The sequence below is a fragment of the Nocardia sp. NPDC052112 genome (assembly GCF_040680135.1).
In the GTDB taxonomy this organism is placed as follows: domain Bacteria; phylum Actinomycetota; class Actinomycetes; order Mycobacteriales; family Mycobacteriaceae; genus Nocardia.
Genome location: NZ_JBFAWD010000013.1, coordinates 183,266 through 206,715, shown reverse-complemented (window position 1 = coordinate 206,715; position 23,450 = coordinate 183,266). Strand labels below are relative to the sequence as shown.

The 23,450-nt window shown below is 65.5% G+C and carries 22 protein-coding genes; 4 read left to right on the top strand and 18 right to left on the bottom strand.

Going from position 1 to position 23,450, the window contains the following annotated elements; translation table 11 throughout:
• Window positions 1–60: 60 nt before the first annotated feature.
• The 11 genes from AB0L58_RS25305 to AB0L58_RS25255 all read right to left on the bottom strand — a co-directional run bounded on the left by AB0L58_RS25305 (window position 61) and on the right by AB0L58_RS25255 (window position 11,427).
• Entirely contained in the window at window positions 61–1,398 is a 1,338-nt protein-coding gene (locus AB0L58_RS25305; RefSeq protein WP_364390127.1) for an aromatic acid/H+ symport family MFS transporter, read from the bottom strand.
• A gap of 137 nt (window positions 1,399–1,535) precedes the next feature.
• Window positions 1,536–2,507 (bottom strand): VOC family protein, encoded by a 972-nt coding sequence (locus tag AB0L58_RS25300; protein WP_364390126.1) that lies wholly within the window; start codon window positions 2,505–2,507, stop codon window positions 1,536–1,538.
• Window positions 2,508–2,535: 28 nt separating this feature from the next.
• Window positions 2,536–3,609, bottom strand: coding sequence for a 4-oxalomesaconate tautomerase (locus tag AB0L58_RS25295; protein ID WP_364390125.1), 1,074 nt, complete (start codon window positions 3,607–3,609; stop codon window positions 2,536–2,538).
• On the bottom strand, window positions 3,606–4,319 hold the full coding sequence (locus AB0L58_RS25290) for a 4-carboxy-4-hydroxy-2-oxoadipate aldolase/oxaloacetate decarboxylase (protein ID WP_364390124.1): 714 nt from the start codon (window positions 4,317–4,319) through the stop codon (window positions 3,606–3,608). The genes AB0L58_RS25295 and AB0L58_RS25290 overlap by 4 nt, the downstream gene beginning before the upstream one ends.
• Window positions 4,310–5,122, bottom strand: a complete 813-nt coding sequence (locus AB0L58_RS25285) for a DUF1932 domain-containing protein (RefSeq protein WP_364390123.1) — start codon at window positions 5,120–5,122, stop codon at window positions 4,310–4,312. The genes AB0L58_RS25290 and AB0L58_RS25285 overlap by 10 nt, the downstream gene beginning before the upstream one ends.
• A complete protein-coding gene (locus tag AB0L58_RS25280; RefSeq protein ID WP_364390122.1) occupies window positions 5,119–5,856 on the bottom strand; it encodes a PIG-L deacetylase family protein in 738 nt (245 codons plus the stop codon). The genes AB0L58_RS25285 and AB0L58_RS25280 overlap by 4 nt, the downstream gene beginning before the upstream one ends.
• 273 nt (window positions 5,857–6,129) lie before the next feature.
• Entirely contained in the window at window positions 6,130–6,795 is a 666-nt protein-coding gene (locus tag AB0L58_RS25275; protein WP_364390121.1) for a GntR family transcriptional regulator, read from the bottom strand.
• Between the two features lie 76 nt (window positions 6,796–6,871).
• The gene (yjfF, locus tag AB0L58_RS25270; protein WP_364390120.1) at window positions 6,872–7,885 is read right to left on the bottom strand and encodes a galactofuranose ABC transporter, permease protein YjfF; all 1,014 of its coding nucleotides are present in this window, start codon (window positions 7,883–7,885) and stop codon (window positions 6,872–6,874) included.
• Window positions 7,882–8,925: an ABC transporter permease gene (locus tag AB0L58_RS25265; RefSeq protein WP_364390119.1), complete on the bottom strand. Its 1,044-nt coding sequence runs from the start codon at window positions 8,923–8,925 to the stop codon at window positions 7,882–7,884. Before AB0L58_RS25265 ends, yjfF begins: the two co-directional genes overlap by 4 nt.
• Entirely contained in the window at window positions 8,922–10,454 is a 1,533-nt protein-coding gene (locus AB0L58_RS25260) for a sugar ABC transporter ATP-binding protein (RefSeq protein WP_364390118.1), read from the bottom strand. The genes AB0L58_RS25265 and AB0L58_RS25260 overlap by 4 nt, the downstream gene beginning before the upstream one ends.
• Window positions 10,455–10,467: 13 nt before the next feature.
• A complete protein-coding gene (locus AB0L58_RS25255; protein ID WP_364390117.1) occupies window positions 10,468–11,427 on the bottom strand; it encodes an ABC transporter substrate-binding protein in 960 nt (319 codons plus the stop codon).
• Window positions 11,428–11,666: 239 nt separating this feature from the next.
• Here AB0L58_RS25255 and AB0L58_RS25250 point away from each other — a divergent pair, with 239 nt between their 5' ends.
• On the top strand, window positions 11,667–12,737 hold the full coding sequence (locus tag AB0L58_RS25250; RefSeq protein ID WP_364390116.1) for a LacI family DNA-binding transcriptional regulator: 1,071 nt from the start codon (window positions 11,667–11,669) through the stop codon (window positions 12,735–12,737).
• Window positions 12,738–12,780: 43 nt separating this feature from the next.
• Here AB0L58_RS25250 and mmsB read toward each other — a convergent pair whose 3' ends face one another.
• From mmsB to araB, 6 genes are all read right to left on the bottom strand, one after another.
• Window positions 12,781–14,103, bottom strand: coding sequence for a multiple monosaccharide ABC transporter permease (gene mmsB / locus AB0L58_RS25245; RefSeq protein ID WP_364390115.1), 1,323 nt, complete (start codon window positions 14,101–14,103; stop codon window positions 12,781–12,783).
• The gene (gene mmsA / locus AB0L58_RS25240) at window positions 14,100–15,653 is read right to left on the bottom strand and encodes a multiple monosaccharide ABC transporter ATP-binding protein (protein ID WP_364390114.1); all 1,554 of its coding nucleotides are present in this window, start codon (window positions 15,651–15,653) and stop codon (window positions 14,100–14,102) included. The genes mmsB and mmsA overlap by 4 nt, the downstream gene beginning before the upstream one ends.
• A 98-nt stretch (window positions 15,654–15,751) precedes the next feature.
• On the bottom strand, window positions 15,752–16,846 hold the full coding sequence (chvE, locus tag AB0L58_RS25235; protein ID WP_364390113.1) for a multiple monosaccharide ABC transporter substrate-binding protein: 1,095 nt from the start codon (window positions 16,844–16,846) through the stop codon (window positions 15,752–15,754).
• 15 nt (window positions 16,847–16,861) lie between these two features.
• The gene (locus tag AB0L58_RS25230) at window positions 16,862–18,256 is read right to left on the bottom strand and encodes an L-fucose/L-arabinose isomerase family protein (RefSeq protein WP_364390112.1); all 1,395 of its coding nucleotides are present in this window, start codon (window positions 18,254–18,256) and stop codon (window positions 16,862–16,864) included.
• Entirely contained in the window at window positions 18,253–19,023 is a 771-nt protein-coding gene (locus AB0L58_RS25225) for an L-ribulose-5-phosphate 4-epimerase (RefSeq protein WP_364390111.1), read from the bottom strand. The genes AB0L58_RS25230 and AB0L58_RS25225 overlap by 4 nt, the downstream gene beginning before the upstream one ends.
• Window positions 19,020–20,690 (bottom strand): ribulokinase, encoded by a 1,671-nt coding sequence (gene araB, locus AB0L58_RS25220; protein WP_364390109.1) that lies wholly within the window; start codon window positions 20,688–20,690, stop codon window positions 19,020–19,022. The genes AB0L58_RS25225 and araB overlap by 4 nt, the downstream gene beginning before the upstream one ends.
• Window positions 20,691–21,186: 496 nt before the next feature.
• Here araB and cutA point away from each other — a divergent pair, with 496 nt between their 5' ends.
• On the top strand, window positions 21,187–21,495 hold the full coding sequence (gene cutA / locus AB0L58_RS25215) for a divalent-cation tolerance protein CutA (RefSeq protein WP_364390108.1): 309 nt from the start codon (window positions 21,187–21,189) through the stop codon (window positions 21,493–21,495).
• On the opposite strand, the gene AB0L58_RS25210 is transcribed toward cutA, so the two are convergent.
• Window positions 21,476–22,405, bottom strand: coding sequence for a hypothetical protein (locus AB0L58_RS25210; RefSeq protein WP_364390107.1), 930 nt, complete (start codon window positions 22,403–22,405; stop codon window positions 21,476–21,478). The two genes, cutA and AB0L58_RS25210, sit on opposite strands and share 20 nt — an antisense overlap.
• Before the next feature lie 513 nt (window positions 22,406–22,918).
• Here AB0L58_RS25210 and AB0L58_RS25205 point away from each other — a divergent pair.
• Window positions 22,919–23,182, top strand: coding sequence for a hypothetical protein (locus AB0L58_RS25205; protein WP_364390105.1), 264 nt, complete (start codon window positions 22,919–22,921; stop codon window positions 23,180–23,182).
• Entirely contained in the window at window positions 23,179–23,403 is a 225-nt protein-coding gene (locus tag AB0L58_RS25200) for a hypothetical protein (protein WP_364390104.1), read from the top strand. Before AB0L58_RS25205 ends, AB0L58_RS25200 begins: the two co-directional genes overlap by 4 nt.
• The last annotated feature ends 47 nt before the right edge of the window (window positions 23,404–23,450 follow it).

Here is a 23,450-nt window from a genome sequence, read left to right as displayed (position 1 = left end):
CAACCGCACTACGGTTCACGGTCGGGTGCACAGGTCACGGCGCACCCGACCACGATCCGATTATGCGGGCTGTGCGGTGACCGCCGCGCGAGCTTCGGCCGCATTGATGACATCCACCTCGGGATTGCGGCGCACGAAGGTGATCATGAGCAGGGCGATCACCGCGGCCGCGGCGAACATGCCGAATCCACTGGTGGTGAGTCCGTGCGACAGCAGCACGCCGCCGAACCAGGGGCCGAAGATCGAACCCCACCGGCCCACGCTGGAGACCCAGCCCAATGCGGTGGCCCGCACGCTCGGCAGATAGTACGAACTGGTGGCCGCGTAGATCAGGGTCTGCGCGCTGAACAGGAAGCCGCCGGTGAGGAAGACGACGGTGTAGGTCACCAGCAACGGCATGTGGAAAACCAGCAGGCTCACGCCGATCGCGGTCATCGCGAACCAGACCATCGCCACCGGGCGCGGGCCGAATCGGTCGGCCAGCGGGCCCGCGATCAGCATGCCCACGATGCCGCCCAGGTTGATCACCAGCAGGAAGCTGATCGCCGAGCCGAGGTTGTAGCCGTGGCCGCGCATCATGGTCGGCAGCCAGGTGTTCATGCCGTAGACCAGCAGCAGGCCGAAGAACGACGCGACCCAGAACAGCAGCGTGGTCCGCCGCACGGTGGACGCGAAGAGCGCGCGCACATCGCCGCGCCGCGGCTGCGCACCCTGCTCCGGGGTGTAGAACTCCAGCGGCACACCGTATTTCGCCGCTTGCGCGGCAGCACGTTCGGTGCGGCCGCTGGACAGCAGGTAGGTAATCGATTCCGGCAGCAGCGTCACCACCACCGGCACCAACAGCAGGGGTAGCGCGCCGAACCAGTACACCGAACGCCAGCCGAGCGCGTGTACGACCGACATGGCCAGCGCACCGGCCAATGCGCCGCCCGCCTGATGGGCGGTCATCAGGAAGGTGACCGCGAAGGCCTTGCGCCCGGCCGGTGCGAATTCCTGCACCAGTGCGATGCAGGTCGGCAGCAGGCCGCCGAGGCCGTAGCCGGATATGAATCGGGCGAGCGCGAATACGCCGACCGACGGTGCGGCAGCCGCACCGGCCGAGGCGATCGAAAAGATGATCACCCCGGTGATGAGGATCTTGCGCCGTCCGATGCGGTCGGTGAGCAGACCGGCGGTGAGGGCGCCGAGCAGCATGCCGAAGTTGGTGAGGCTGCCGATATCACCACCCATGGCCTTGGTCAGATGGAATTCCTTGTCGTCGAGTACGCCGGGCAGTACGGCGCCGTAGACGAACAGATCGAGACCGTCCAGCAGGACGAGGAACCAGCACAGTGCGATGACGCGTGCCGCCAGTCGGGAAATGGGGGTGTTGCCGCCGGGCAGAGCTATCGAGGACAACGGCGTCTCTTTCGTCCAGAAGTGTGCTTCACAGTGACGCACGTTACAATGCTTGAGATATAGCACACAATATTTTGATCAAAATTGTTAACAATTGGTGCGGGCCAGGGATCGCGGCGCGCCGGTTTGCGAGCTGATCAGTGGGGATCCTCGCGTGCCAGCTCCTCGGCGGTGGGGGTGCCGTGGGTGTGGAACGACTCGATGGTCTTCAGTCCCCAGGCCTGCCCCTTGGCGCGTTCGGTCTCGGTCCAATCCACCCGCTTCCAGTCCGGTGCCAGGATCAGCCGGGCGCCGGGGTTGCACAGTTCGATGCGGTTGCCGCCCGGCTCGTAGACGTAGAGGAAAAACGTCTGCTGGATGGCGTGTTTGTGCGGCCCGGTCTCGATGAATACCCCCTGGTCGAGGGCGACGTCGCAGGCGCGCAGGATGTCGTGGCGGCTGTCGGCGGCGAAGGCGATGTGGTGCAGCCGTCCGGATCTGCCGAGATTGTCCTTGGTGTAGACGATGTCGTAGCTCTTATTGGTGAAGGTGGTCCACGTGCCCGCCACGGTGCCGTTGTCGAGCACGATCTGTTCGGTGGTCATCGCGCCGAGCGTGTCGAGGAGGAAGTCGCGGTTGTCCACGGGGGTCTTGCCGAGGAAGTTGACGTGGTCCAGCCGCCGCGCCGGTACGCCGCCGCTGGGATAGGCCGCGGCCTGGTTCTTCAGCGACGGCCGGACATCGTCACCGCCCTCGAACCACTCGGCTTCGTAATAGAGGCCGAACTCGTGGCCGTCGGGATCGGTGAACAGATAGGTGGGGCCGAAGCCCGGTTCACCGTCGGTCCAGCCGATGCCGCGGCCGATCGCCTCGAGCGCTGCGACTCGTTGCCGCAGTGCCTCCGGACTCGCCGCGCGCAGGTAGGTGCGGGCGATCCCGGCGTGGCGGTGGGCCCGCAAGGTGAGGGTGTGGTGCTGGTAGTCGTCCCAGGCATGCAGGTAGACCAGGTCGCCGTCGGCGCCGACCACCCGCAGGCCGAGGAAATCGGTGCAGAAGCGGACGCTCTCGTCGAGCTTGGGGGTGAGCAGTTGCACGTGCGCCAGATGCGCGATCTCGTGACGGGGTGCCATATTTCGGTCCTCCTTGACCAGCGGCGCATCAAGTGCGGGGGAAAGCCGTACCGGCGAACAGTTTTCGAGCGGTCCGCACCACACCGGCCGAACGCACCAGCGGCGGGGCGACGGTGGTATCGAGGTCGATATCGACCAGCAGATGTCCGGACGGGTGCTCCACGTCCACCCGCCGCGGCCGAGCCGCTGCGGGGTCGTGACCGACCGCTCCCGGAGTCATCATCGCTGTTACCGCGCTGATCGCGGCGAATACGCCGATCGAGGTGTGTGGTTGGACGGGAATGAACGAGCGGGTGCACACTCGGCCGCCATCGCGGGCCGGGGCGAGCAGCACCGTCTTGGGCACCGACGACTGCGACACGTCGCCGAGACCCATCAACTGGGCGGCCTTGCGACGCACCCGGTCTACGCGGTCCAGCAGCGCGGTGTCGGCGGCCAGTTCGGCGTGCGCTTCGTAGCCGGTCAGCCCGAAGCTCGCCGCGGTCGCGACCACGACCGGCATGCCGTTGTCCACACAGGTGACCTCGATCCCGTCGATGCTGTCGCGCAGCCGTCCGGTGGGGAACAGGCCTTGGGTGGCCGAGCCCGCGGTATCGGTGAACGACAGCACCACCGGTGCCGCGGTGCCCGGGACGCCGTCGATGGCGGTGTCGCCGTCGTAGGCGGGCAGCCCGTCGCGAATCGGAAAGGTCGCGGTCGCGAGACCATCGGAATTGACGAGGTGGATGCGGACATTCGCACTGTCACCGGTCGCGGTCACCATTCCGGTCTCCACCGCGAACTGGCCTACACCAGCGAGGATATTGCCGCAGTTCTGCTTATCCGACACCGTCGGCTGCTCCACGCCCAACTGCAGGAACAGATAATCGACGTCGACACCGGGTCGCCGCGATGGCGAAACGATCGCCACCTTGCTGGTCAGCGAGGTCGCCCCGCCCATACCGTCGATCTGCCGCGGATCCGGGGTGCCCATGATCCGCAGCAGCAGATCATCGCGTGCCGCCGGATCCGCGGGCAGATCGACCGCCCGGAAATACCCGCCCCTGGATGTTCCGCCCCTCATCCATATGCACGGAACACCTTGGCCAGCAACCGGATTCATTGCGTCTCCGCGGTGATGTAGTCGTCGTAGGAAAGGTAGGTGATGCCGAATTCGGCGAGACGCTCGCGCAGGCCGTAGCGGTCCAAACCGAGCTCACCCCGCTGGAACGCCTGGCGGCTGGCTTCCTCCTTGGCCACCCTGGCGGCCGAAAGCTCCAGCACCTCAGGAACTTTCCGGCGCGCCACACTGACGACGCCGTCATCGTCGGCGACGATCACATCACCGGGGTGAATCACCTGACCCTCCAACACGATCGGCACATTGATCGCCCCGGCGGTCGCCTTGACCGACCCCTGCGCACTCACCGCTGTCGACCATGCGGGAAAGCCCATCTCCCGCAGCTCCGCGACATCGCGGACGCCGCAACCCAAGACGACGCCGCGCACACCGCGCCGCTGTAGCGCGGTCGCGAACAGCTCACCGAAAAGCCCGTCCGTAGAGGGCGAATTCGTCGCGACCACAAGGACATCGCCTTCGCCGCACTGTTCCACCGCAACATGGATCATCAGGTTGTCGCCGGGCCAGCACACGACGGTGACGGCGGTGCCGCCGATCCGCGCGCCGGGCCAGGCGGGCCGCAGTCGGGGACCCAGGTATCCGACCCGGCCCGCCGCCTCGTGTACGGTCGCGACACCGTATGCACCCAGCTGATCGGCATCCTCGATCGATGCGCGCGGCGGATCGGTCACCACGATGGACTTCATGGGCATTGTTCTCCTTCGCGATGCGTTGTGGTGATGGCCTGCAAGGCATCTCGGGTGGCGGACGCGATATGCGGGGTGATGCCGAGGTCGGCCAGTTGCTGTGCGGCGGCCGTCATCTCCTCGGTGCGGCGGTGCGCGTGCGTGTAGGTGCCGCTGATCAGCCGGTCGATCATGTCCGCGTCGAACTTCACGAACTCGGTGGTCAGGTGCTCGTGGAACCATTCGGCGCAGCCTGCGGCGGCGGCACCGGCCATCGCCTCGACGACGGCCGCCGCCAAGCCCTTGTAGACCACGCTGCGCAGCAGTTTGCGTGCGCTCGCGGCGCCGATCGGGCCGGGGACCGGCTCGATCGCGACCCCGAGGCTGCTCATCATGGTCACGAACAGTGGCGCCGCCGGACCCGCGGCCGCCATCGGGGTGCGCAGGCCTTGTCCCGGTACCGGGGCCATGATCGCCACGTCCACGAGATCGCCGCCGACCTCGTCGACCAGCTCGGCCAGCCGCACCTTCAACGCGGGCGACACCGTATTCGCCTCCGCCCAAACGGTGCCCGGCCGCAGTCCGGGCAGAGCGGCCCGCAGTGCGGACTCGGCTTCGGTTCCGGTGGTCAGGTTGAAGACGAGATCCGCGTCCCGGACCGCGTCGGCGTCCCCGGAGCGCTGCGTAACACCCTCCGGTGCAACGACTTTCGGATCGAACCCGCGCACATCGGCACCGGCCGGCACCAGATCGCGGGCGAAAGCGCCACCGGCTTCACCGAATCCGAGCACCGCAACGCGGAGCTGATGCGCCGGGACGGGGATCTTCACGACAGCCGGGTGGTGACGTGCGGATAGTGGCGCACGAACGCCTCGGCACGGCTGTTCTTCAGCAGGCCCAGGTTCGGGCCCGCATTGCGTTCGAGCTGTACGCCGCGCCGCGCGGCCAAGTCCTCGTAGTAGGTCCACATATGTTCCTGGGCGCCGAGGCAGCGCATCGCCTTGCGCTTGGTCTCGAATGCCTCGGTGATGTCGAGCAGCACGTCGGGGCGGAACTCCGACATCTCCGACTGATGTGGTTCGAAACTGAAGACCGGGGGAGCGCCCAATGCCTCGCCGGGAGCGTCGTAGCCGATGGCTTGGGCCAGGATGCGGGCCTGCAGCGCCATGCGGGCGGCGGCGGGGTGGTCGCCGTTGTACGGGTCGACCAGGGTGTGCGTGAGCACCACGGTGGGGGTGACCTCGCGGTAGACGCGCACCAGTTGGTCGGTCAGCTCCGGCGATTCCAGCAGCGGGTAGTCGCCCGCATCGAGGAAGCGGATTTCGGCGCCGAGCACGTCGGCGGCCGCCTCCGCCTCGCCGCGGCGCAGCGCCTTGATCTCGTCGAGGGTCTTACCCTCCCGCCAGGCCTTGGCCGACTCACCGCGCTCGCCATAGCTCAGGCACACGACCGTGGCCCGCTCGCCGCGCGCCGCGGCCAGCGCGATCGCGCCGCCCGCGCGCCAGACGAAGTCGCCCGCGTGGGCACTTACCACCAGTAGCGATTCGGTTGCGTTCTCGGCCATCGCCTCACCTCACTCGATCACGGATGCCGCACCAGGCGGCGGAGCACGGACATGTGGGCATGTCCGCTACCACGGTAGATTTTTGTCGGCGAAATTGTCAACAATTTTGATGACGAAGTTTGGTGATGTTGTGAGACGTCGCGGCCCCAGCGTGGTCGGTGGCCTGTCGAGCATCCACGGAATTCCAGGACGCGGCACGAGCTCGGACGCGAGTACGCCGGGGTTGCTCACCGCGGCGACGCAGATCCCGTCGGAGCCGAATCGGACTCGTGTTCAGTCGAAGTCGCCGACGGCGGCGATGACACTGTCCAGGTGGGCGCGCATGGCCTGTTCGGCGCCGGCCGGATCGTGCGCGATCACGGCATCGATCACGGCGAGATGCTCGGCCAACGATGTCTGTGGCCGCCCCGGTCGCAGCGACAACTGGAACTGGAACCGCACCACCTGGGTATTGAGCCGCCCGATCAGATCGCTCGCCGTGGACTGGCCGGCGATCTCGGCGAGCACCGCGTGCACCTCATGATTGAGCTCGGAATACTTCAGCGGCGCGCTCTCCCGCACCGCGGCGGTGAGCTGATCGGCATACCTGCGCAGCCGTTCCACATCGGCCGGGCTGGCGTTCTCGGCGGCCTTGGCGGCAATCAGACCTTCCAGCGCCCTACGGCATTCGAGTATCTCGACCGCCTGCTGCTTGGTAACTCGGCGCACCCGCGCACCCCGATTGTGGATGCGCTCGATCAACCCTTCGGCCACCAACTCGTCGATGGCGGCCCGCACGCTACCCCTGGTAACCCCGAACTGCTCGACGAGCTCCGCCTCGACCAGCCGCTGCCCTGGCGCAACCTCCCCCTGTCGAACGGCGCGCCGCAACCGCTCCACCGCAATGGCTTTGCCCTGCGTTCCTCGCTCCAACTCGGAAGTCTGCGACACTGACACCATCCTGTTCAGGCGACCATATTGTTCGAAATTATGCCAACAATTCCCCGAGTCGCCCAACGACACCCCTGCGGAGCCGTTATCCGTCGCGGGTTCCGATGGTGCGTTGCAGCAGGATGAAGGCGAGTAGCAGGACGCCGATGAAGATCTTGGTCCACCAGGAACTCAGGGTGCCTTCGAAGCTGATGATCGTCTGGATCACCCCGAGGGTCAGTACGCCGAGTACCGAGCCGAGGACGAATCCGGAGCCGCCGGTGAGCAGGGTGCCGCCGATGACGACCGCGGCGATGGCGTCGAGTTCCATGCCGACGGCGTGCAGGCTCCAGCCGGACAGGGTGTAGAGCGTGAACAGGATGCCCGCGAGAGCCGAGCAGAAGCCGCTGATCGCGTACACGGCGACCTTGGTCCTGGCCACCGGCAGGCCCATCATGAGCGCCGACTGCTCATTGCCGCCGATCGCGTATGCGGTGCGACCCAGTCGGGTGTAGTGCAGGACGACGAAGGCCGCGGCGACGATCACCAGCGCGACGAGCATGCCCACCGTCAGGAAGACATCCCCGCCGAGCCGGAAGCGGCGCTGCGCCAGATCCGTATACACCGGATCGGTGATGGTGATCGAATCCGTGCTGATCACATATGCCAGCCCGCGCGCGAGGAACATACCGGCCAGCGTGACGATGAACGGCTGGATCTCGAAGTAGTGGATAACCGCGCCCATTGCGGCTCCGAAGAGCGTGCCGCCGACCAACATGAGCGGCATGACCAGCAGCGGCGGCCACCCGTGCGCGGTCACCAGCCATGCCGAGACCACCGTGGACAAGGCCAGCACCGCACCGACGGACAGGTCGATGCCGCCGGTGAGTATCACGAAGGTTGTCCCGACGGCGAGGACGAGCAGAAAGGCGTTGTCTATGAACAGGTTCACGAAAACCTGCGGATAGCCGAATGCCGGATAGCGGATTACCCCGACGCCATAGATGACGGCGAACAGTGCCGCGGTGGCCAGCACCGGGATGTACCGGCTGCCGTAACCGCGCATCGTGGGTCGGCGCAGCACCGGTCGGACCGAGCGGGCCTGGGTCAGCACATTCATGTATTCGCCTCCGTCGGTGTCGATGCGATGACCGGTCCGAGTCGGCGGCGACGGCGACGGCGAAAGACCTTGGCGCGGAACGCCGGTGACTGGACCAGACATACCGCGATCACCACAACCGCCTTGGAAACCAGTGTCGTCTCCGGCGGTACCCCGACGGTATAGATCGTGGTGGTGAGCGTCTGGATCACCAGCGCCCCGAGCACGGTGCCGCCGAGCTGAAATCGCCCACCGGTCAACGCGGTACCGCCGATGACGACCGCGAGAATCGCATCGAGTTCGATCCACAGTCCGGCGTTATTGCCGTCCGCCGCGGAGACATTCGAACTGATCATGAGTCCCGCGACCGCCGCACAGCACGCGCAGACCGCGTACACCGCGACGATCAGGCCACCGGCCCGGATGCCGACCAGACGCGCCGCCTCGGCATTGCCGCCCACCGATTCCAGCAGCAGCCCGAGCGCACTGCGTCGCAATAACGCCGCGAGCCCGGCGAATACCGCGGCGGCGACCAGGACGGGCACCGGCAGGCCGAGCAGATAGCCGCCTCCGATGACCTTGTACGGCGGACTGTTGACCGTGATGATCTGGCCCGACGTAATCAGCTGTGCGACACCGCGTCCGGCAACCATCAGGATCAAGGTCGCCACGATCGGCTGAATCCCGAAGCGCGCCACCAGAATTCCATTCCAGAGGCCGAGCGCGACCGCCACGCCGAGCGCGATCAGCACGGCGACGGCGACGCCGCCGGCGTCGGTCTGATCCGGCATGGTGCTGATGTGCAGACAGGCCAGCGCGCCGGCGATCGCCACGACCGTGCCGACCGACAGATCGATCCCACGCGTCGCGATGACCAGCGTCATGCCGAGCGAGATCAGGACCAGCGGCGAGCCGTAGCGCAGGATATCGATCAGGCTGCCGTAGAGGTGTCCGTCCTGGACGCGGATCGAGAGGAATCCGGGCGTGAACGCGACATTGACGACCAGCAGCGCGATGAGCGCGGTCGCGGGCCAGAACAGGTGGTTTCGGATGATCGTCATGAAACCGCACCGCTCGCCATGGTTTCGGTGAGCCGGTCCATGGTCAAGGTGGCATCGTTGACGAGTTCGGCGACCAGCCGCCGATCGCGCAGGATCGCCACCTTGTGACTGAGCCGCAGCACTTCCTCGAGTTCGGCGGAGATGAACAGCACCGACATGCCTTCCTCGGAGAGTGAGATGACCAGCCGCTGGATTTCCGCCTTGGCGCCGATATCGATGCCGCGGGTCGGTTCGTCGAGGATCAGCAGTTTCGGCCGGGTGGCCAGCCAGCGGGCCAGCAGCACCTTCTGCTGGTTGCCGCCGCTGAGGAATTTCACCGGCGTATCCGGATCGGCCGGAACGATCCGCAGCGCGGTGATGTATCCGGCGACGAGTTCGTCGCGCTTGCGTGCCGACAGCGGCCGGGCCCAGCCGCGCGCGGCCTGGACCGCGAGGACGATGTTGTCGCGCACCGACAGGTCGAGGATCAGGCCCTGGGATTTGCGATCTTCGGGACAGAAGGCGATCCGGTGGTCGATCGCCGTGCGCGGTGAACGTAGCGCCGTCGGTGTTCCTGCCACACGTAGATTCCCGGTGGACGCTCGGTCTGCGCCGAAGAGCAGTCGCGCCACTTCGGTGCGGCCGGAGCCGAGCAGCCCGGCCAATCCGACGACTTCGCCGCCGCGCACGGTGAGATCGAACGGCGCGACGGAATTGCGGCGGCCCCCGATCCCCGTGGCTTGCACCAGCGGATCGTGGCGCGCGACCACCGCCGGATCCGGCTTCTCGTGCTCGATCTCGTCGAGCGCGCTCAGCGCGGTGCCGAGCATGTGCGCGATGAGATCCTTCTGCCTCAGCTGTGCCACCGGATATTCGCCGACCAGGGTTCCGTTGCGCAGCACCGTGGCCCGGTCGCAGATCTCGAAGATCTGATCGAGGAAGTGGGTGACGAACCCGATGGCCACGCCCGCTGCGGCGAGCCCGCGCATTACCGCGAACAGTTGCTCGACCTCACCGGTGTCCAGCGACGAGGTCGGCTCGTCCAGAATGAGGACCTTCGCATCCAGGTCGACGGCCCGGGCGATGGCGATGAGCTGTTGCACCGCAAGCGAATACGAGCCGAGTGGGGCGGCCACATCGATGTTCAGATGCAGCCCGGTGAGCAGCCGGGCGGCATCGCGACGCATCGCGGCGAAGCGGATCAGACCGGCCCGCCGCGGTTCCCGTCCGATGTAGATGTTCTCCGCGACCGACAGATTCGGGCACAGATTCACCTCCTGGTAGACGGTGCTCACCCCGGCCCGCAGCGCCTGCTGCGGGCCGGTGAAACGCACTGGGCAACCGTCGAGTTCGATGCTCCCGGCATCGGCGTCGTGAATACCGGTGAGCACCTTGATGAGGGTGGATTTGCCCGCACCGTTCTCGCCGACCAGTGCGTGTATTTCACCGGGGAACAGCCGCAGGTCCACCTCGGACAGTGCGGTGACCCCGGCGAAATGCTTGACGATGCCCGACATCCGAAGTGCGGGTGTGACAGTCGGTTCCGACATGCACTGCTCCGGCTCAGTACGTCCGGGTGGGCAGCGCCGCGGCGGCCTGGTCCTGGGTGTAGACGCCTTCGTCGGTGACGATCCGCTTGGGCGTCGGGCGACCCGCGACGACGTCCTTGGTGATCTCCATCAGCTTCGGGCCGAGCAGCGGATTGCATTCGACGACCACATTGATCTTGCCGTCGGCCATGGCCTGGAAGGCATCTCGGGTCCCATCGATCGAGATGATCTTGATGTCCTTACCCGGCTTCAACCCGGCCTCCTCTATCGCCTGGATCGCGCCGAGCGCCATATCGTCGTTGTGTGCGTACAGCACGTTAATATCCCGGTGGGCGGCCAGGAATGCCTGCATGACCTCTTTACCCTTGGCGCGGGTGAACTCCGCGGTCTGCGATGCGATGATCTTGAACTTCGGATCGGCGCCGATGACCTCTTGGAAACCTTTCTTCCGATCGGTCGCGGGCGCGGATCCGGTGGTGCCTTGCAACTCCGCGATATTCACGGTGTCGTTCGAGTTCTTGGACGCCTCGACGAGCCAATTCGCCGCCCTGCGGCCCTCTTCGACGAAATCCGAGCCGAGGAAGGTCACGTACAGCGAGGTATCGGCCGAGTCCACCGCGCGGTCGGTGAGGATAACCGGAATCTTGGCGTCCTTGGCCTCCTTCAGGACGGTGTCCCATCCTGATGCGACCACGGGGGAGAAGGCGATGACGTCCACGCGCTGCTGGATAAAGGTGCGGATCGCCTTGATCTGGTTTTCCTGTTTCTGTTGGGCGTCAGCGAATTTCAGCTGGATGCCGGCCGCGGCCGCCGCGTCCTGGATGGACTTCGTATTCGCTGTGCGCCAGCCGCTTTCGGCGCCTACCTGGGAGAACCCGAGTACGGTTTGGTCGCTTCCCGAGCTGCCGCAGCCGGCGGCCGTTGCTGCGGTGAGGACAAGTGCGCTGGCGGTGATCAGAAGCCTCTTCAACACGATCGGGCTCTCCCTCGAATTGTGAAACGTGTTGCACCGAGGTGCGGTAGTCCTGATAGTGTTAGCGCTCACATTCTTCTAGTCAAGAGCTCTCGCGGACGTAATCCGGTGGCCACGACGAGACATCGGTTGCCGAGGTCGGCGCGGCAGTTCGGGTCGTGGTGCGGCGCTCGGCTGTGTGAGCGTTAACCTTGGGGGGACCGGGACGACTGTTCGGCACGACGTTTGGAAGGTGGGATGTGAGGGACAGGGACGGATTTGCCGCCGGGGATACCTCAACGGCGGTTCGGCCGACGGGTGCGCGCCCGGCGGTCATGACCGATGTCGCCAAACTCGCCGGAGTCTCCCACCAGACCGTGTCTCGGGTGCTCAACGGCAGCGCGAACGTGCGCCCGGAGACCCGCGAGCGGGTATTGCGCGCCGTCGAACAACTCGGCTATCGCCCCAACGCCATGGCCAGGGGGCTGGTCAGCAGGCGTTCGAATATGCTCGGCGTTGTCAGTTTCGACACCATCCTGTACGGACCGGCGTGCACCCTGCTCGGCATCGAACGTGCCGCTCGCACAGCGGGTTACGGTGTCAGCATCTCCGCCTTGGAGACGGTGGACCGCTCCAGTGTGTTGGCGGCCGCGAACAGTCTGGCCGATCAGGGTGTGGACGGCATCATCGTCATCGCCCCACAGATGGCCGCCGCCGCGGCACTGCACAATCTGCCCGAGCGCATGCTGGCCGTCGCGGTCGAGGCCGGACAGGACAGCGGCTTGCCGTCGGTTTCGGTCGATCAGATCGAAGGTGCCCGGCTGGCGGTGCAGCATCTGCTCGACCTGGGCCATCGCACGGTATGGCAGGTCGCCGGTCCGAGTGACTGGCTGGAGGCACGCGACCGCATCGAGGGCTGGCGACGCACGCTGGAGGCCGCGGGCGCGCCGATCCCCCCGGTGATCGGCGGGGATTGGAGTGCCCGCTCCGGATACGAAGCGGGCCTGCTGCTGGCCGCGCAACCGGATGTGACCGCGGTATTCGCGGCCAATGACCAGATGGCGCTCGGCATGCTGCGTGCCTTCACCGAACGCGGTATCCGGGTGCCCGCCGATATTTCGGTGGTCGGTTTCGACGATATTCCCGAGGCCGCCTACCTGTCGCCGCCGCTGACGACCATCCGTCAGGACTTCGACGAGGTGGGCCGCCGCAGTATGCGAATGTTGTTGCGGCTGTTGGAATTCGACGGCACCACCGCCGAACCGGCATCGCCGTCGGTGCTGCCGACGCTGGTCACGCGCGACAGCACGGCGGCACCGGCCCAGCGGTGATGCCGACCATTTCGAGCGACCTGCAAGCAGTCGCTACGGAGCCTCAGGCCGCCGCGCGCTTCTTGTTGTAGACGTCGAATGCCACCGCGGCCAGCAGCACCAGGCCCTTGATGACCAGCTGCCAGTCGCTGCCGACGCCGAGCATGGACATGCCGTTGTTCATCACGCCCATCACCAGCGCCCCGACGATCGCGCCGACGACCGTGCCGATGCCGCCGCTGGCCGACGCGCCGCCGACGAATGCCGCGGCAATGGCGTCGAGCTCGAAGTTCTGTCCCGCCTTCGGCGTTGCCGCACCGAGCCTGGCGGCGAAGATGACACCCGCCAGTGCCGCGAGCACGCCCATGTTCACGAAAACCCAGAACGTATTGGCCTTGGTATTCACCCCGGACAGCTGTGCGGCCTTCTCATTGCCGCCGACGGCGTAGATCCGACGCCCGATCACCGAGCGGTTCATCACGAACGAATACAGCACGATCAGCACGATCAGGATGACGCCGATAATCGGAATCCCGTTGTAGGACGCCAAGACGAAGCCGAATGCCAGGATGACCGCGCCGAGCGAGGCCAGCTTCGCGATGAACAGCGAGCGCGGTCCGGCAGGCAGGCCGTAGGAGTGGCGGCGCTGTCGCACCCGCCATTGCGACCACACCAGGGCCGCCACCGCGAGGACGCCGATGAGCAATGTCAAACCGTTCAGCTCACCGACGCGCAGCCGAATGGCGATCCCGTTGAACCCGGCGAACTGAACGGCATGCAGCGGCAGCCAATTCGGGAGGTACCCGGCCGCGATATTCACGAAGCCCTGTGGAAACGGGCCGATCGACTGGCCTTCGAGCACCAGCTGCGCCAGACCGCGGAACAGCAGCATGCCGCCCAGGGTGACGATGAATGCCGGAATCTTGACGTAGGCGATCCAGTACCCTTGCCACGCACCGATGGCCGCGCCCATCGCGACGGCCGCCAGCACCACCAGCGGCCACGGCCAGTGCCACTGCACGATGGCGATACCGGTCACCGCGCCGACCAGTGCGCACAGTGATCCGACCGATAGGTCGATATGTCCGTTGATGATCACCAGCATCATGCCGATGGCCAGCACCAGGATATAGCCGTTCTGCAGGATGACATTGGTGACATTGAGCGGCGTCAGCAGGCTGACGCCATCGGAAAGCTTTGCCGTGGTGAGGATCTGGAAAAGCAGCGTAATCACCACGAGCGCCACGATCATGCCGTATTGGCGCACATTGCCGCGCAGGGTCCGGCGCAGGGCCGCGAGCGCGCCGACCTGTTTCTGTTCGACGGCCTTCGCGATAACCTCGGCGGAGGTGTCGTCGCCGTCTTCCAGCTTGTCCAGCAACGTCATTCGGGTACCGCCTCGACGATGGTGGTTCCGCGTGTCATCAGTTTCATGACAGCCTCCTGTGTGGCTTCGTATTTCGGGAGTTCGCCGGTGATGCGGCCCTGGCTCATCGCGTAGACGCGGTCACACAGGCCGAGCAGTTCCGGCAGCTCCGAGGAGATGATCAGCACGCCCTTTCCGGCGGCGGCGAGCTGGTGGACGATCAGGTAGATCTCGTATTTGGCGCCGACGTCGATGCCGCGGGTCGGCTCGTCGAGGATCAGCAGATCGGGTTCGGTGAAGATCCACTTGCCGAGTACGACCTTCTGCTGGTTTCCGCCGGAGAGGTTGCCCACCTTCTGGAACACCGTCGGTGTCTTCACCGTCAGCCGGCTGCGCAGGCGCTCGGCTTCGACGATCTCGCGGTGGGTGTCGATGACGGTGTGCCGGGAGACCGCGGGAAGGTTGGCGAGGGTCATATTGCGCCGGATGTCCTCGTCGAGGATCAGTCCGTATTGTTTACGGTCCTCCGAGACATAGGCGATCCCGGCAGCGATCGCATCCCGGACCGACGAAACTCGCAGTACCGCACCGTCTTTCCGAATCGTGCCACGAATATTGCGACCATAGGACCGGCCGAAGACACTCATCGCCAATTCGGTGCGCCCGGCGCCCATCAATCCGGCGATACCGACGATCTCACCGCGCCGCACATGCAGTGCCGCGTCCCGGACGATCCGGCGATCGGCAATGGTCGGGTGGTCGACATTCCAATCGGCGATTTCGAAGAACACCTCGCCGATCTGCGGATCCGCCCGCGGCGGAAATCGGTGGTCGAGATCGCGCCCGACCATGCCCTTGATAATGCGATCCTCGGTGACCTCCTCGGCCGCCGCATCCAAGGTCTCGATGGTCCGGCCGTCGCGCAGCACCGTGATCGAATCGGCGACTGCCAGCACCTCATTGAGCTTGTGCGAAATCAGGATCGAGGTGATGCCCTGCTCACGCAGTTGCCGCAGCAGCGCGAGCAGACTCGCGCTGTCGGTTTCGTTGAGTGCCGCGGTCGGTTCGTCGAGGATGAGCAATCGCACCTGCTTGGACAGCGCCTTGGCGATCTCCACGAGTTGCTGTTTACCGACACCCAAGGCGGCGACCAGGGTTTCGGGATCCTCGACGAGACCGACCTGCCGCATGAGCAGCATCGCCTGCCGGTTGGTCTCGTGCCAGTCGACGGTCCGGCTGCGCAGCCGTTCATTGCCGAGAAAGATGTTCTCCGCAATCGAAAGCTGCGGCACCAGTGCCAATTCCTGGTGGATGATCGCGATGCCCGCCGCCTCGCTACCGCGAATATCCTTGAACGCCACATCGCTACCGTCCATGCGCATCTGTCCGCGGTAGGAGCCGTGCGGATAGACGCCGCTGACCACCTTCATGAGCGTGGATTTACCCGCGCCGTTCTCGCCGACCAGCGCGTGGATTTCCCCATCGGCCACCGCGAAATCCACGGCGTCCAGCGCCTTCACACCCGGAAATTCCATGGTGATCGCGCGCATTTCGAGAATGTGCTCGGTCATACTGTGTCCTTCTCTGCATGCCCGAGGGGCCTTCCGTGGCTACGCAGGCTGCCTCCTCCGGGCCCTGACTCGGCCATGCGGGCAACACCTCGTGGTCGTCAGGCGAAGTCGCGTTCGGAGTAGTAACCGGATTCGATCAGCACCTTCCGGTAGTTGTCCTTGTCGACCGATACCGGCTGCAGCAGATACGAGGGCACTTTCTTGGCCCCGTTGTCGTAGGAGGTGGTGTCATTGGTTTCCGGTGTGCCGCTGGTCAGAATCGCATTGACCATCTGCACGGCGCGTTTGGCGAGGTCACGGGTGTCCTTGAAGACGGTCATGGTCTGCTCGCCCGCGATGATCGACTTCACCGACGCCTTCTCGGCATCCTGACCGGTGACGACCGGCATCTTCTTATCGCCCCTGCCGTAGCCGACCGCTTTGAGGGCCGAGACGATGCCGATGCTGAGGCCGTCGTAGGGGGACAGCACGGCATCGATATTCGCGGTGGAGTAGTTGGCGCTGAGCAGGTTTTCCATCCTGGACTGGGCGGTGGCGCCGTCCCAGCGCAGTGTGGTCACCTGATCGACGGCGGTCTGTCCGGAGCGGACGACGAGTTTGCCGGAGTCGAGATACGGGCGGATCACCGACATGGCGCCGTTGAAGAAGTAGTAGGTGTTGTTGTCGTCGGGGGAACCGGCGAACAGTTCGATCGAAAACGGGCCCTTGCCATCCCGCAGACCGAGCCGGTCCACAATGTAATTCGCTTCCAGCACACCGACTTTGAAGTTGTCGAAAGTGGCGTAATAGTCGACATTCTGGGTGTCGCGGATGAGTCGGTCATAGGCGACCACCGCGATCTTGTTCGACTTGGCCTGCTGCAGTACGCCGGTGAGCGATTTGTTGTCGATCGCCGCGATCACCAGGGCTTTGACGCCCCGGGTGATCATGTTCTCGATCTGCGAAACCTGCGTTTCGATGACGTCCTCGGCATATTGCAGATCGGTGTCGTAGCCGAGGTCCTTGAACTGCTTGACGATATTGTTGCCGTCGGCGACCCAGCGTTCGGAGGATTTCGTCGGCATCGCGATGCCGATCATGCCGCCGGCCGCGGACGACTTCCCGCTGTCCTCGACGGAACACGCGGCGGCGGCCAACAGCGCGGCGACACCGGCAGCGCCGGCGAAGAGTCCGCGTCGGTTGATGGTGGGCATGGCACAACTCCTTGACTAGACCTGGACGAACTCGATGCCGGTGAGCTGACAGAAGACCTGCCAGTCGGCGGCGTGGTGGCCGATATTCATGACCTGGTGGTGTGGCCCGCCCGCGGTGAGCCAGCCATCCATGCATTCGCGCACGCCGCTCGCGGGCCGGAACTGGCCATAGGGCATTTCCAGTGCGGGCAGCTGCTGGCTGTCGAGTACCGTGCCCTCGGCCACCACCATGCGGAATTTTTCGCCGCCGAGCGAAACGAGACAGGCCAGCGTCGCGGGCCCCGGCCGGTAGCGGAACAGGAAGGTCGGCGGCTCGTCGAGGTTGCCGATGCCGAGTTCGCGCCGGATCAGCCGGACCGGTTCGTCGGTGCGGGCGATTCGCCAATTCCCCTCGCCCATATGGCTCATCAGGATCGAGTCGGAGGGGAAGTCCATCGCATACATTTCGGTGAAATGGCCGTCGCCGATCAGTTGATGTCCGGCGTAGACCATGGCGGCGGCCATCGCATCGCCCTCGGCGCCATAGCCGTAGCCCTTGGCCATCAGACTCGATGCCGCGGCGAGCGGCAGCCGCTGGAACCGGCCGTCCTCGCCGATCGCATCGAAATGTGTCGAATACGCGCCGTAGCCGCGGTCGGTGAGAATGCGTTCGATCGCGATCTGCATCCGGGCGTGGTCTTCGCGTTCGGCGCCGGTCAGTGCGGGATCGATCGCGAATTCCCGGTCCTCCCACGCCATCAGCGCCGCGACCTCGTCATCGGTCACCGCTTGGCTGCCGCGGTAGAGGTCACCCGGTGCGACGAAGCTGATCTCCGGGCCGAGTGCCCGCAACAGCGCGTTCTCGTCGACGCGGATATCACCCATATCGTTCATGGCGTAGCCGAATACGCCGACCTTCAGTGACCGCCATGCGGTGACCGCGCGTGCGGCTCGCGCCCAACGATCAACGCGCACAGCGAATTCCGGTGTGCGCCAATCGTCGGTCACCACCGTGAACGGACGGTCGGCGCGGACCATTGCGTTCGCGGTGTCCTGTGCACCGTGAATGCCCTGGTTATAGGTCATATCCGCCATATCCCAAGCCGGCGTCACCGCGGGTTCGGGCTGAATATTGGCCAATAGCACGGGAAGTCGGTTCTCGTTGAACAATCGGGCCACCCGCATCGCCGGGCCGTAGGTGAGCATCACCACCATGACGCCGTCGAGATCGGCATTGACGAATTCGCGCATGACCGCCTCGGCGTCGCGCCGGTCCTTGACGGGCCGCCCGACGGTCCAGTCGGCGAGCTCGGCGAGTTGTTCGGCGATATCGTGGGCGTAGCGGTCCTGGCGCTCGGCGATGCCCGGGATCATGTCGTCGTAGAGGGCCTGCATGATGCCGAGTAGGCCGATGCGTGGTTTCGGGTTCATCGAGGACGTACTCCTTTGTCGGTGGCCGGAATTCCGTGCTGGCCGTAAACGTTCTGGTAGCGGTCGTGCAGGCGGTCCACATCGGCCTGCGCGATGGGGACCGGTTCACCGAGCTGGCGTGCGATATGTACGGTGCGCGCCACGTCCTCGCACATGACGGCCGCCTGCACGGCGGTGCGGGCGTCGCGTCCGACCGCGAAGACACCGTGATTGCGCATCAGGACGGCGGGGGAGCGGTGGCCCGACAGCGTCGCGACCACACCTCGGCCGATATCGTCGTTGCCGATGAGCGCGAAGGGGCCGACCGGAATTTCGCCGCCGAACTCGTCGGCCATCGCGGTGAGCGCGCACGGAATCGGTTCCGCGCGTGCGGCCCATGCGCTCGCATAGGTCGAATGGGTATGCACCACACCGCCTATCTCAGGCATCTCCCGGTAGATGTAGGCATGCGCGGCGGTATCGCTGGACGGTGACAGCTCGCCCTCGACCAGGTTGCCGTCGAAATCGCAGACCACCATCGAATTCGGGGTGAGTTCGTCGTAGGAGACCCCACTCGGCTTGATGACCAGCAACTGCTCGCCGGGTACCCGGGCGGAGACATTGCCCGCGGTCCACACCACCAGACCCCAGCGCAACAGTTCCCGATGCAGATCGACCAACTGCGCACGCAACCCGGTGATGGCGGCCGTGACCGTGCGCTGAGCTGTGCCTGGTGTTCGCTCGCTGCGCTCAGCTGTGCCTGTTGTTCGCTCGCTGCGCTCACTCATGCGGTGGCGACTTCCCTTCGTGCGTCGTTACGGATGCGCCGCAGCCGATGCAGCACCTCGGTGCCGCCGCGGCCGAAATGGTCGTGTAGGGCCCGGTATTCGGCGTAGATGGCGTCGTAGGCCGCGGTGCGGTCGGGATCGGGGAGGTAGGCGTTGCGGTGCATCCGGCCCATCGCCTCGGCGGCGGCACGGACGTCCGGGTAGGCACCGGCGGCGACGGCGGCGTGGATGGCCGCGCCGAGCGCCGGGCCCTGATCGGAGCCGATGATCGACAGCGGTAGCCGCGTCACATCGGCATAGATCTGCATCAGCAACGAGTTCTTCAGCAGGCCACCGGCGATCACGAGTTCGCGAACGGGAATGCCTGCGGTATCGAACGATTCGATGATGGTGCGGGTGCCGAAGGCGGTGGCCTCCAGCAATGCTCGATAGATGTCCTCGGGTTTCGTCGCGAGGGTGAGGCCGACCAGGATTCCGGACAGGTCGTGGTCGACGAGCACCGAGCGGTTTCCGCTGTGCCAGTCCAGCGCGACGAGGCCGTGTTCGCCCACCCGCTGCCGTTGCGCCAGCTCACTCAGATAGGCATGGGCATCCATGCCGCGCGCGGCGGCCTCGGCGTGATAGGACCCGGGTAGCGATGAGTCGACGAACCACGCGAAGATATCGCCGACCCCGCTCTGCCCGGCCTCGTATCCCCAACTGCCGCTGATGATTCCGCCATCTACCACACCGCACATGCCCGACACCTCGGCGAGGTGATCGCTGTTCATGACATGGCACGTCGAGGTGCCCATCACGGCGAGCAGCTGCCCATTTTCGACGGCCTGTGCGGCCGGTGCGGTGACGTGCGCGTCGACATTGCCGACCGCGACCGCGATCCCGGGCCGCAACCCCGTCCAGCCCGCTGCCCGCTCGGTCAGGCCGCCGGCACGGCCACCGAGCGGCGACAGCGGGTGGACCAGCTTGCCGACGGCGAAATCGGCGAAGTTCGGATCAAGCGCAGCGAGATAGTCGCCGCTCGGCCAACTTCCGTCTTGGTGAATTCCCTTGTAACCAGCGGTACAGACGTTTCGGGTCTCCCGACCGCACAGCTGCCAGACGATCCAGTCCGCCGCCTCGATGAAACGCTCGGTCCGGGCATAGATCTCCGGATCCTCGTCCAGTATCTGCAGTGCCTTGGCGAACTCCCATTCCGCCGAGATCTTGCCGCCATACCGGTTGATCCACGGCTCACCCCGCTCATGGGCAAGGGCATTGATCCGGTCCGCCTGCAGTTGTGCCGCATGGTGTTTCCACAACTTCGGATAGGCATGCGGTCGCCCCGCGAACTCCGGCACCCGACACAGCGGCGTCCCGTCGGCAAGCGTGGGCAGCACCGTACACGCCGTGAAATCCGTGGCGATCCCGATGACATCGGCCGGGTCGACCCCCGATTCGACCAGCGCGGCAGGCACTGCCGTCCGCAACACATCGAGGTAGTCGCCAGGATCCTGCAGCGCCCAATCCGGCGCGAGCTCGGCACCGGTCACCGGCAGATTCCGATCGATCACCCCGTGCCGGTATTCGGTTACCGCACTGGCGAACTCGGCCCCATCCCGCACCCTGACCACAAGCGCCCGCCCTGACAACGTGCCGAAGTCGACACCGACCACATACTCGTCCGCCACTGTGACGCTCCTAACAATGTTAACGCGAACATTGTTAGCGCGAACATTTGCTCCGTGTCAAGGAGTCATCGGTTTAGTGCGTTGTGATCGCTCACGTCGAGGAGTGGCCGGGCTCGGCCAGCGGCTCGAGGCGTCGATTGTCCGGTCAGGCTATGACCGTGCCGTTGTTGCCGCATGTGGGTCCGATCGACAATTCGGATCATGACAACCGTGGGATCCGTCGGCAGGTCGCGAGGCCTGACCCTCGATGCCGTGCACCGGCACCTCATTCGAGTCGGCGCGAGCCCCGCGCCCATTTCGACGCGTGCCGGGGCAGTTCTGAGCATGAATGCGCTCTTCGTCGCGGGGACGACCTTGGCCTTCTCGTCAACGAGGCGACTCACGAGGCCTTTGGGTGCTCTGTCCAGCACGCGCTGCCGTGGCGGTGCCTGATGGGACCACGGCAGCCCGGCAGCCCGCATAGTGTGGCTGCATGGGAACGGTGAGAGTGTGGTCGGTGACTTCTACGACGCCGTCCGAGGACGACGCGCGATCTATCGCTCGCGCAGCGGTGGCCGAACGGCTGGCCGCCGGGGCAGAGATCACCGGACCGGCCACATCGGTGTTCTGGCACCTCGGAAAGCTCGGCGAAGGCAAGGAGTGGCGGGTCACATTACGCACCTCGGCAGACGCACGTGATCGGCTGGCCATGCGCGTCGCGGAGATGCATCCGTGGGACAGCCCCGAAGTGACCGCGACGCCGGTCGAGTGGTGCCTCGACAGCTATGCAGAATGGATCGAGCGCACTACAGCTGCGCCGGAATAGGCGCGCTGGCAGCGGCGGCCCGACGAGCAAAATCGGCACCGCTGGCCGTCCCGGTGGCCGAGCACCGCTGCGCGACCTCTCGGACACGAGCCAATGGCCGCACCGATGCGACACGGCCCGCTAAGGCAAGTGCGCGGTCTGCTGCCGCTATCGCCTCGGCTTCGTTGCCCGCATCGAGGTAGGCATCGGCCAGCCAGGTCAGATATAGCGACTTGTCGCGTGCCCACTGGTCCGGGTAGCCCGCCAGCGCGCGCTCCAACGGCCCGGTGGCCTTGTCCGGCTGACGCAGCACCGACCAGACCCGACCGGTCATGATGTCCAGCTCCGCATGATCGACCCATGCGCACCAGTGCGGCGCTGCCTGGTCGTTTTCTTCGAGCGCGTCACGAACGGCATCGAGGGCATGGGCCGCGCTGTCACGGTCACCAGCGACGGCACACAACCACGCACGCCGAGACTCCAGGAGCGCTCGCGCTTTCGCGGGCGCACCGATTCCTATTGCAGTGCAGGCTGTTTGGGCGGCAACCACCGAATCGGCTTTTCCGGTGGCGTATGCGATGTGCACGAAGGCGTTCGCCACCAACTCCCGGCTTCCGGCTTCCTCGGCGGCCTCCTGGCTGTAGCGGAACAGTCGCAACGCGGTATCGGTGAATCCAGCGTCGAACGCCGCCCATCCGGCTTGCTGGGCTTGTTCGGCAGCCAATTCGGCCAGGTCGGCGCGCACCTGCAACGTGCCGGTTGCCCGGCTGAGGGTCTGTTCTGTTCGGCCCAGCTCGGCGAAGTACAGACGGAAGGTGTCGGCACCGCCGAGATAGCTGTCCAGATCCACCAGCCGTGCGAACTTGCTGCGTATCTCCTCGACATCGACGGTTCCGATGCGCCGTGGTGTGTCGTCACTGAACATCGGCATGGCGACGCCAGCGGTAAGGACAAGGAACGCTCTACGTTTCGTGGCTTCGTCCCTCTCTGCATCGTGTCGGGTCCGTTTCGGGTACAGCCCGATGGCTGCCTCCGTCTCGGCTCCCAACAGTGCCATGAGAGCTTGCCGTGTCGCACGTCGAGGCCAGCTGATCTCGCCACACTCGATCCGGCTGATTGCCTGCGCGTCGACCGCTGGCCGCTGGCCGGTCGTTCGCTCGACCTCGATGCACACCAGTTCGGCCAGCTCCGCTTGTGTGAAACCACGGGCCAGCCTGCGCGACCTGAAATCGGCGTTCGTCGGTCCACCCCACCAGAGTCGATGCCGTTGTTTGCCTAGAGTTTTGCGCTGTTCGCTCGCCTGGACAAGCGGAACGCTGAGATCAGTCCCGCCACCGGGCCGACGTGGTGCCCGAATCGGCTCTCCGGCAGCGGGTGTCACCAGACTAAGAAGGGGTGAACAATGCGAAATCAGCCAACTGCACTCGGGTGGATCGACTCAGATGTGAGCACCGCACTGGACTGGGACCGTGCTCAGGTTCAGCGGCTAGCGCGACGGTTGGGCTATGTCCTGGTGTGGCCGCCCGACGACACCATTCTCGGCCTGGTCGATGTCGTACGCTCTGCTGACGTCGACGCCGTGATTACCCCCGCGCCGCATCACTTCGACGTCCTGACCCTCGACCGGCTGATGCATGTAATCAACATCGAAACTGTCTGGCCAAGAACATCTTTCGCTCGTTGGTCTGCGGTAGGAAATTGGGCATGAATGCGGCAGAGGTCGCAGTTTTGGCGGCGCTGAGTCCGGGCGGACTGCTATCAGCGACACAAATCCAGCGCGACGCGGTATTGCCCGGGTGGCGCGTCCGCAACGCACTCGCCCAACTGCAAGCGCGAGGGCTGGTCACACCTTGCATCTATCGGGGCCGTTGGCAGATCAGCGAGCGCGGATGGTCGGCACTGGCGACGAAGGCCAAGCGGTTCGCATGAGTGGGGAGACGATGTTCGGGCTTGCGCTGGCAGTCGGGTTGCCACTG

Coding starts and splice junctions, on each gene's coding strand:
- AB0L58_RS25300 (WP_364390126.1), bottom strand. CDS start 2,507: ATGGCACCCCGTCACGAGATCGCGCATCTGGCGCACGTGCAACTGCTC.
- AB0L58_RS25295 (WP_364390125.1), bottom strand. CDS start 3,609: ATGAATCCGGTTGCTGGCCAAGGTGTTCCGTGCATATGGATGAGGGGC.
- AB0L58_RS25290 (WP_364390124.1), bottom strand. CDS start 4,319: ATGCCCATGAAGTCCATCGTGGTGACCGATCCGCCGCGCGCATCGATC.
- AB0L58_RS25280 (WP_364390122.1), bottom strand. CDS start 5,856: ATGGCCGAGAACGCAACCGAATCGCTACTGGTGGTAAGTGCCCACGCG.
- AB0L58_RS25275 (WP_364390121.1), bottom strand. CDS start 6,795: ATGGTGTCAGTGTCGCAGACTTCCGAGTTGGAGCGAGGAACGCAGGGC.
- yjfF (WP_364390120.1), bottom strand. CDS start 7,885: ATGAATGTGCTGACCCAGGCCCGCTCGGTCCGACCGGTGCTGCGCCGA.
- AB0L58_RS25265 (WP_364390119.1), bottom strand. CDS start 8,925: ATGACGATCATCCGAAACCACCTGTTCTGGCCCGCGACCGCGCTCATC.
- AB0L58_RS25260 (WP_364390118.1), bottom strand. CDS start 10,454: ATGTCGGAACCGACTGTCACACCCGCACTTCGGATGTCGGGCATCGTC.
- mmsB (WP_364390115.1), bottom strand. CDS start 14,103: ATGACGTTGCTGGACAAGCTGGAAGACGGCGACGACACCTCCGCCGAG.
- mmsA (WP_364390114.1), bottom strand. CDS start 15,653: ATGACCGAGCACATTCTCGAAATGCGCGCGATCACCATGGAATTTCCG.
- chvE (WP_364390113.1), bottom strand. CDS start 16,846: ATGCCCACCATCAACCGACGCGGACTCTTCGCCGGCGCTGCCGGTGTC.
- AB0L58_RS25230 (WP_364390112.1), bottom strand. CDS start 18,256: ATGAACCCGAAACCACGCATCGGCCTACTCGGCATCATGCAGGCCCTC.
- AB0L58_RS25225 (WP_364390111.1), bottom strand. CDS start 19,023: ATGAGTGAGCGCAGCGAGCGAACAACAGGCACAGCTGAGCGCAGCGAG.
- AB0L58_RS25210 (WP_364390107.1), bottom strand. CDS start 22,405: ATGCCGATGTTCAGTGACGACACACCACGGCGCATCGGAACCGTCGAT.
- AB0L58_RS25200 (WP_364390104.1), top strand. CDS start 23,179: ATGAATGCGGCAGAGGTCGCAGTTTTGGCGGCGCTGAGTCCGGGCGGA.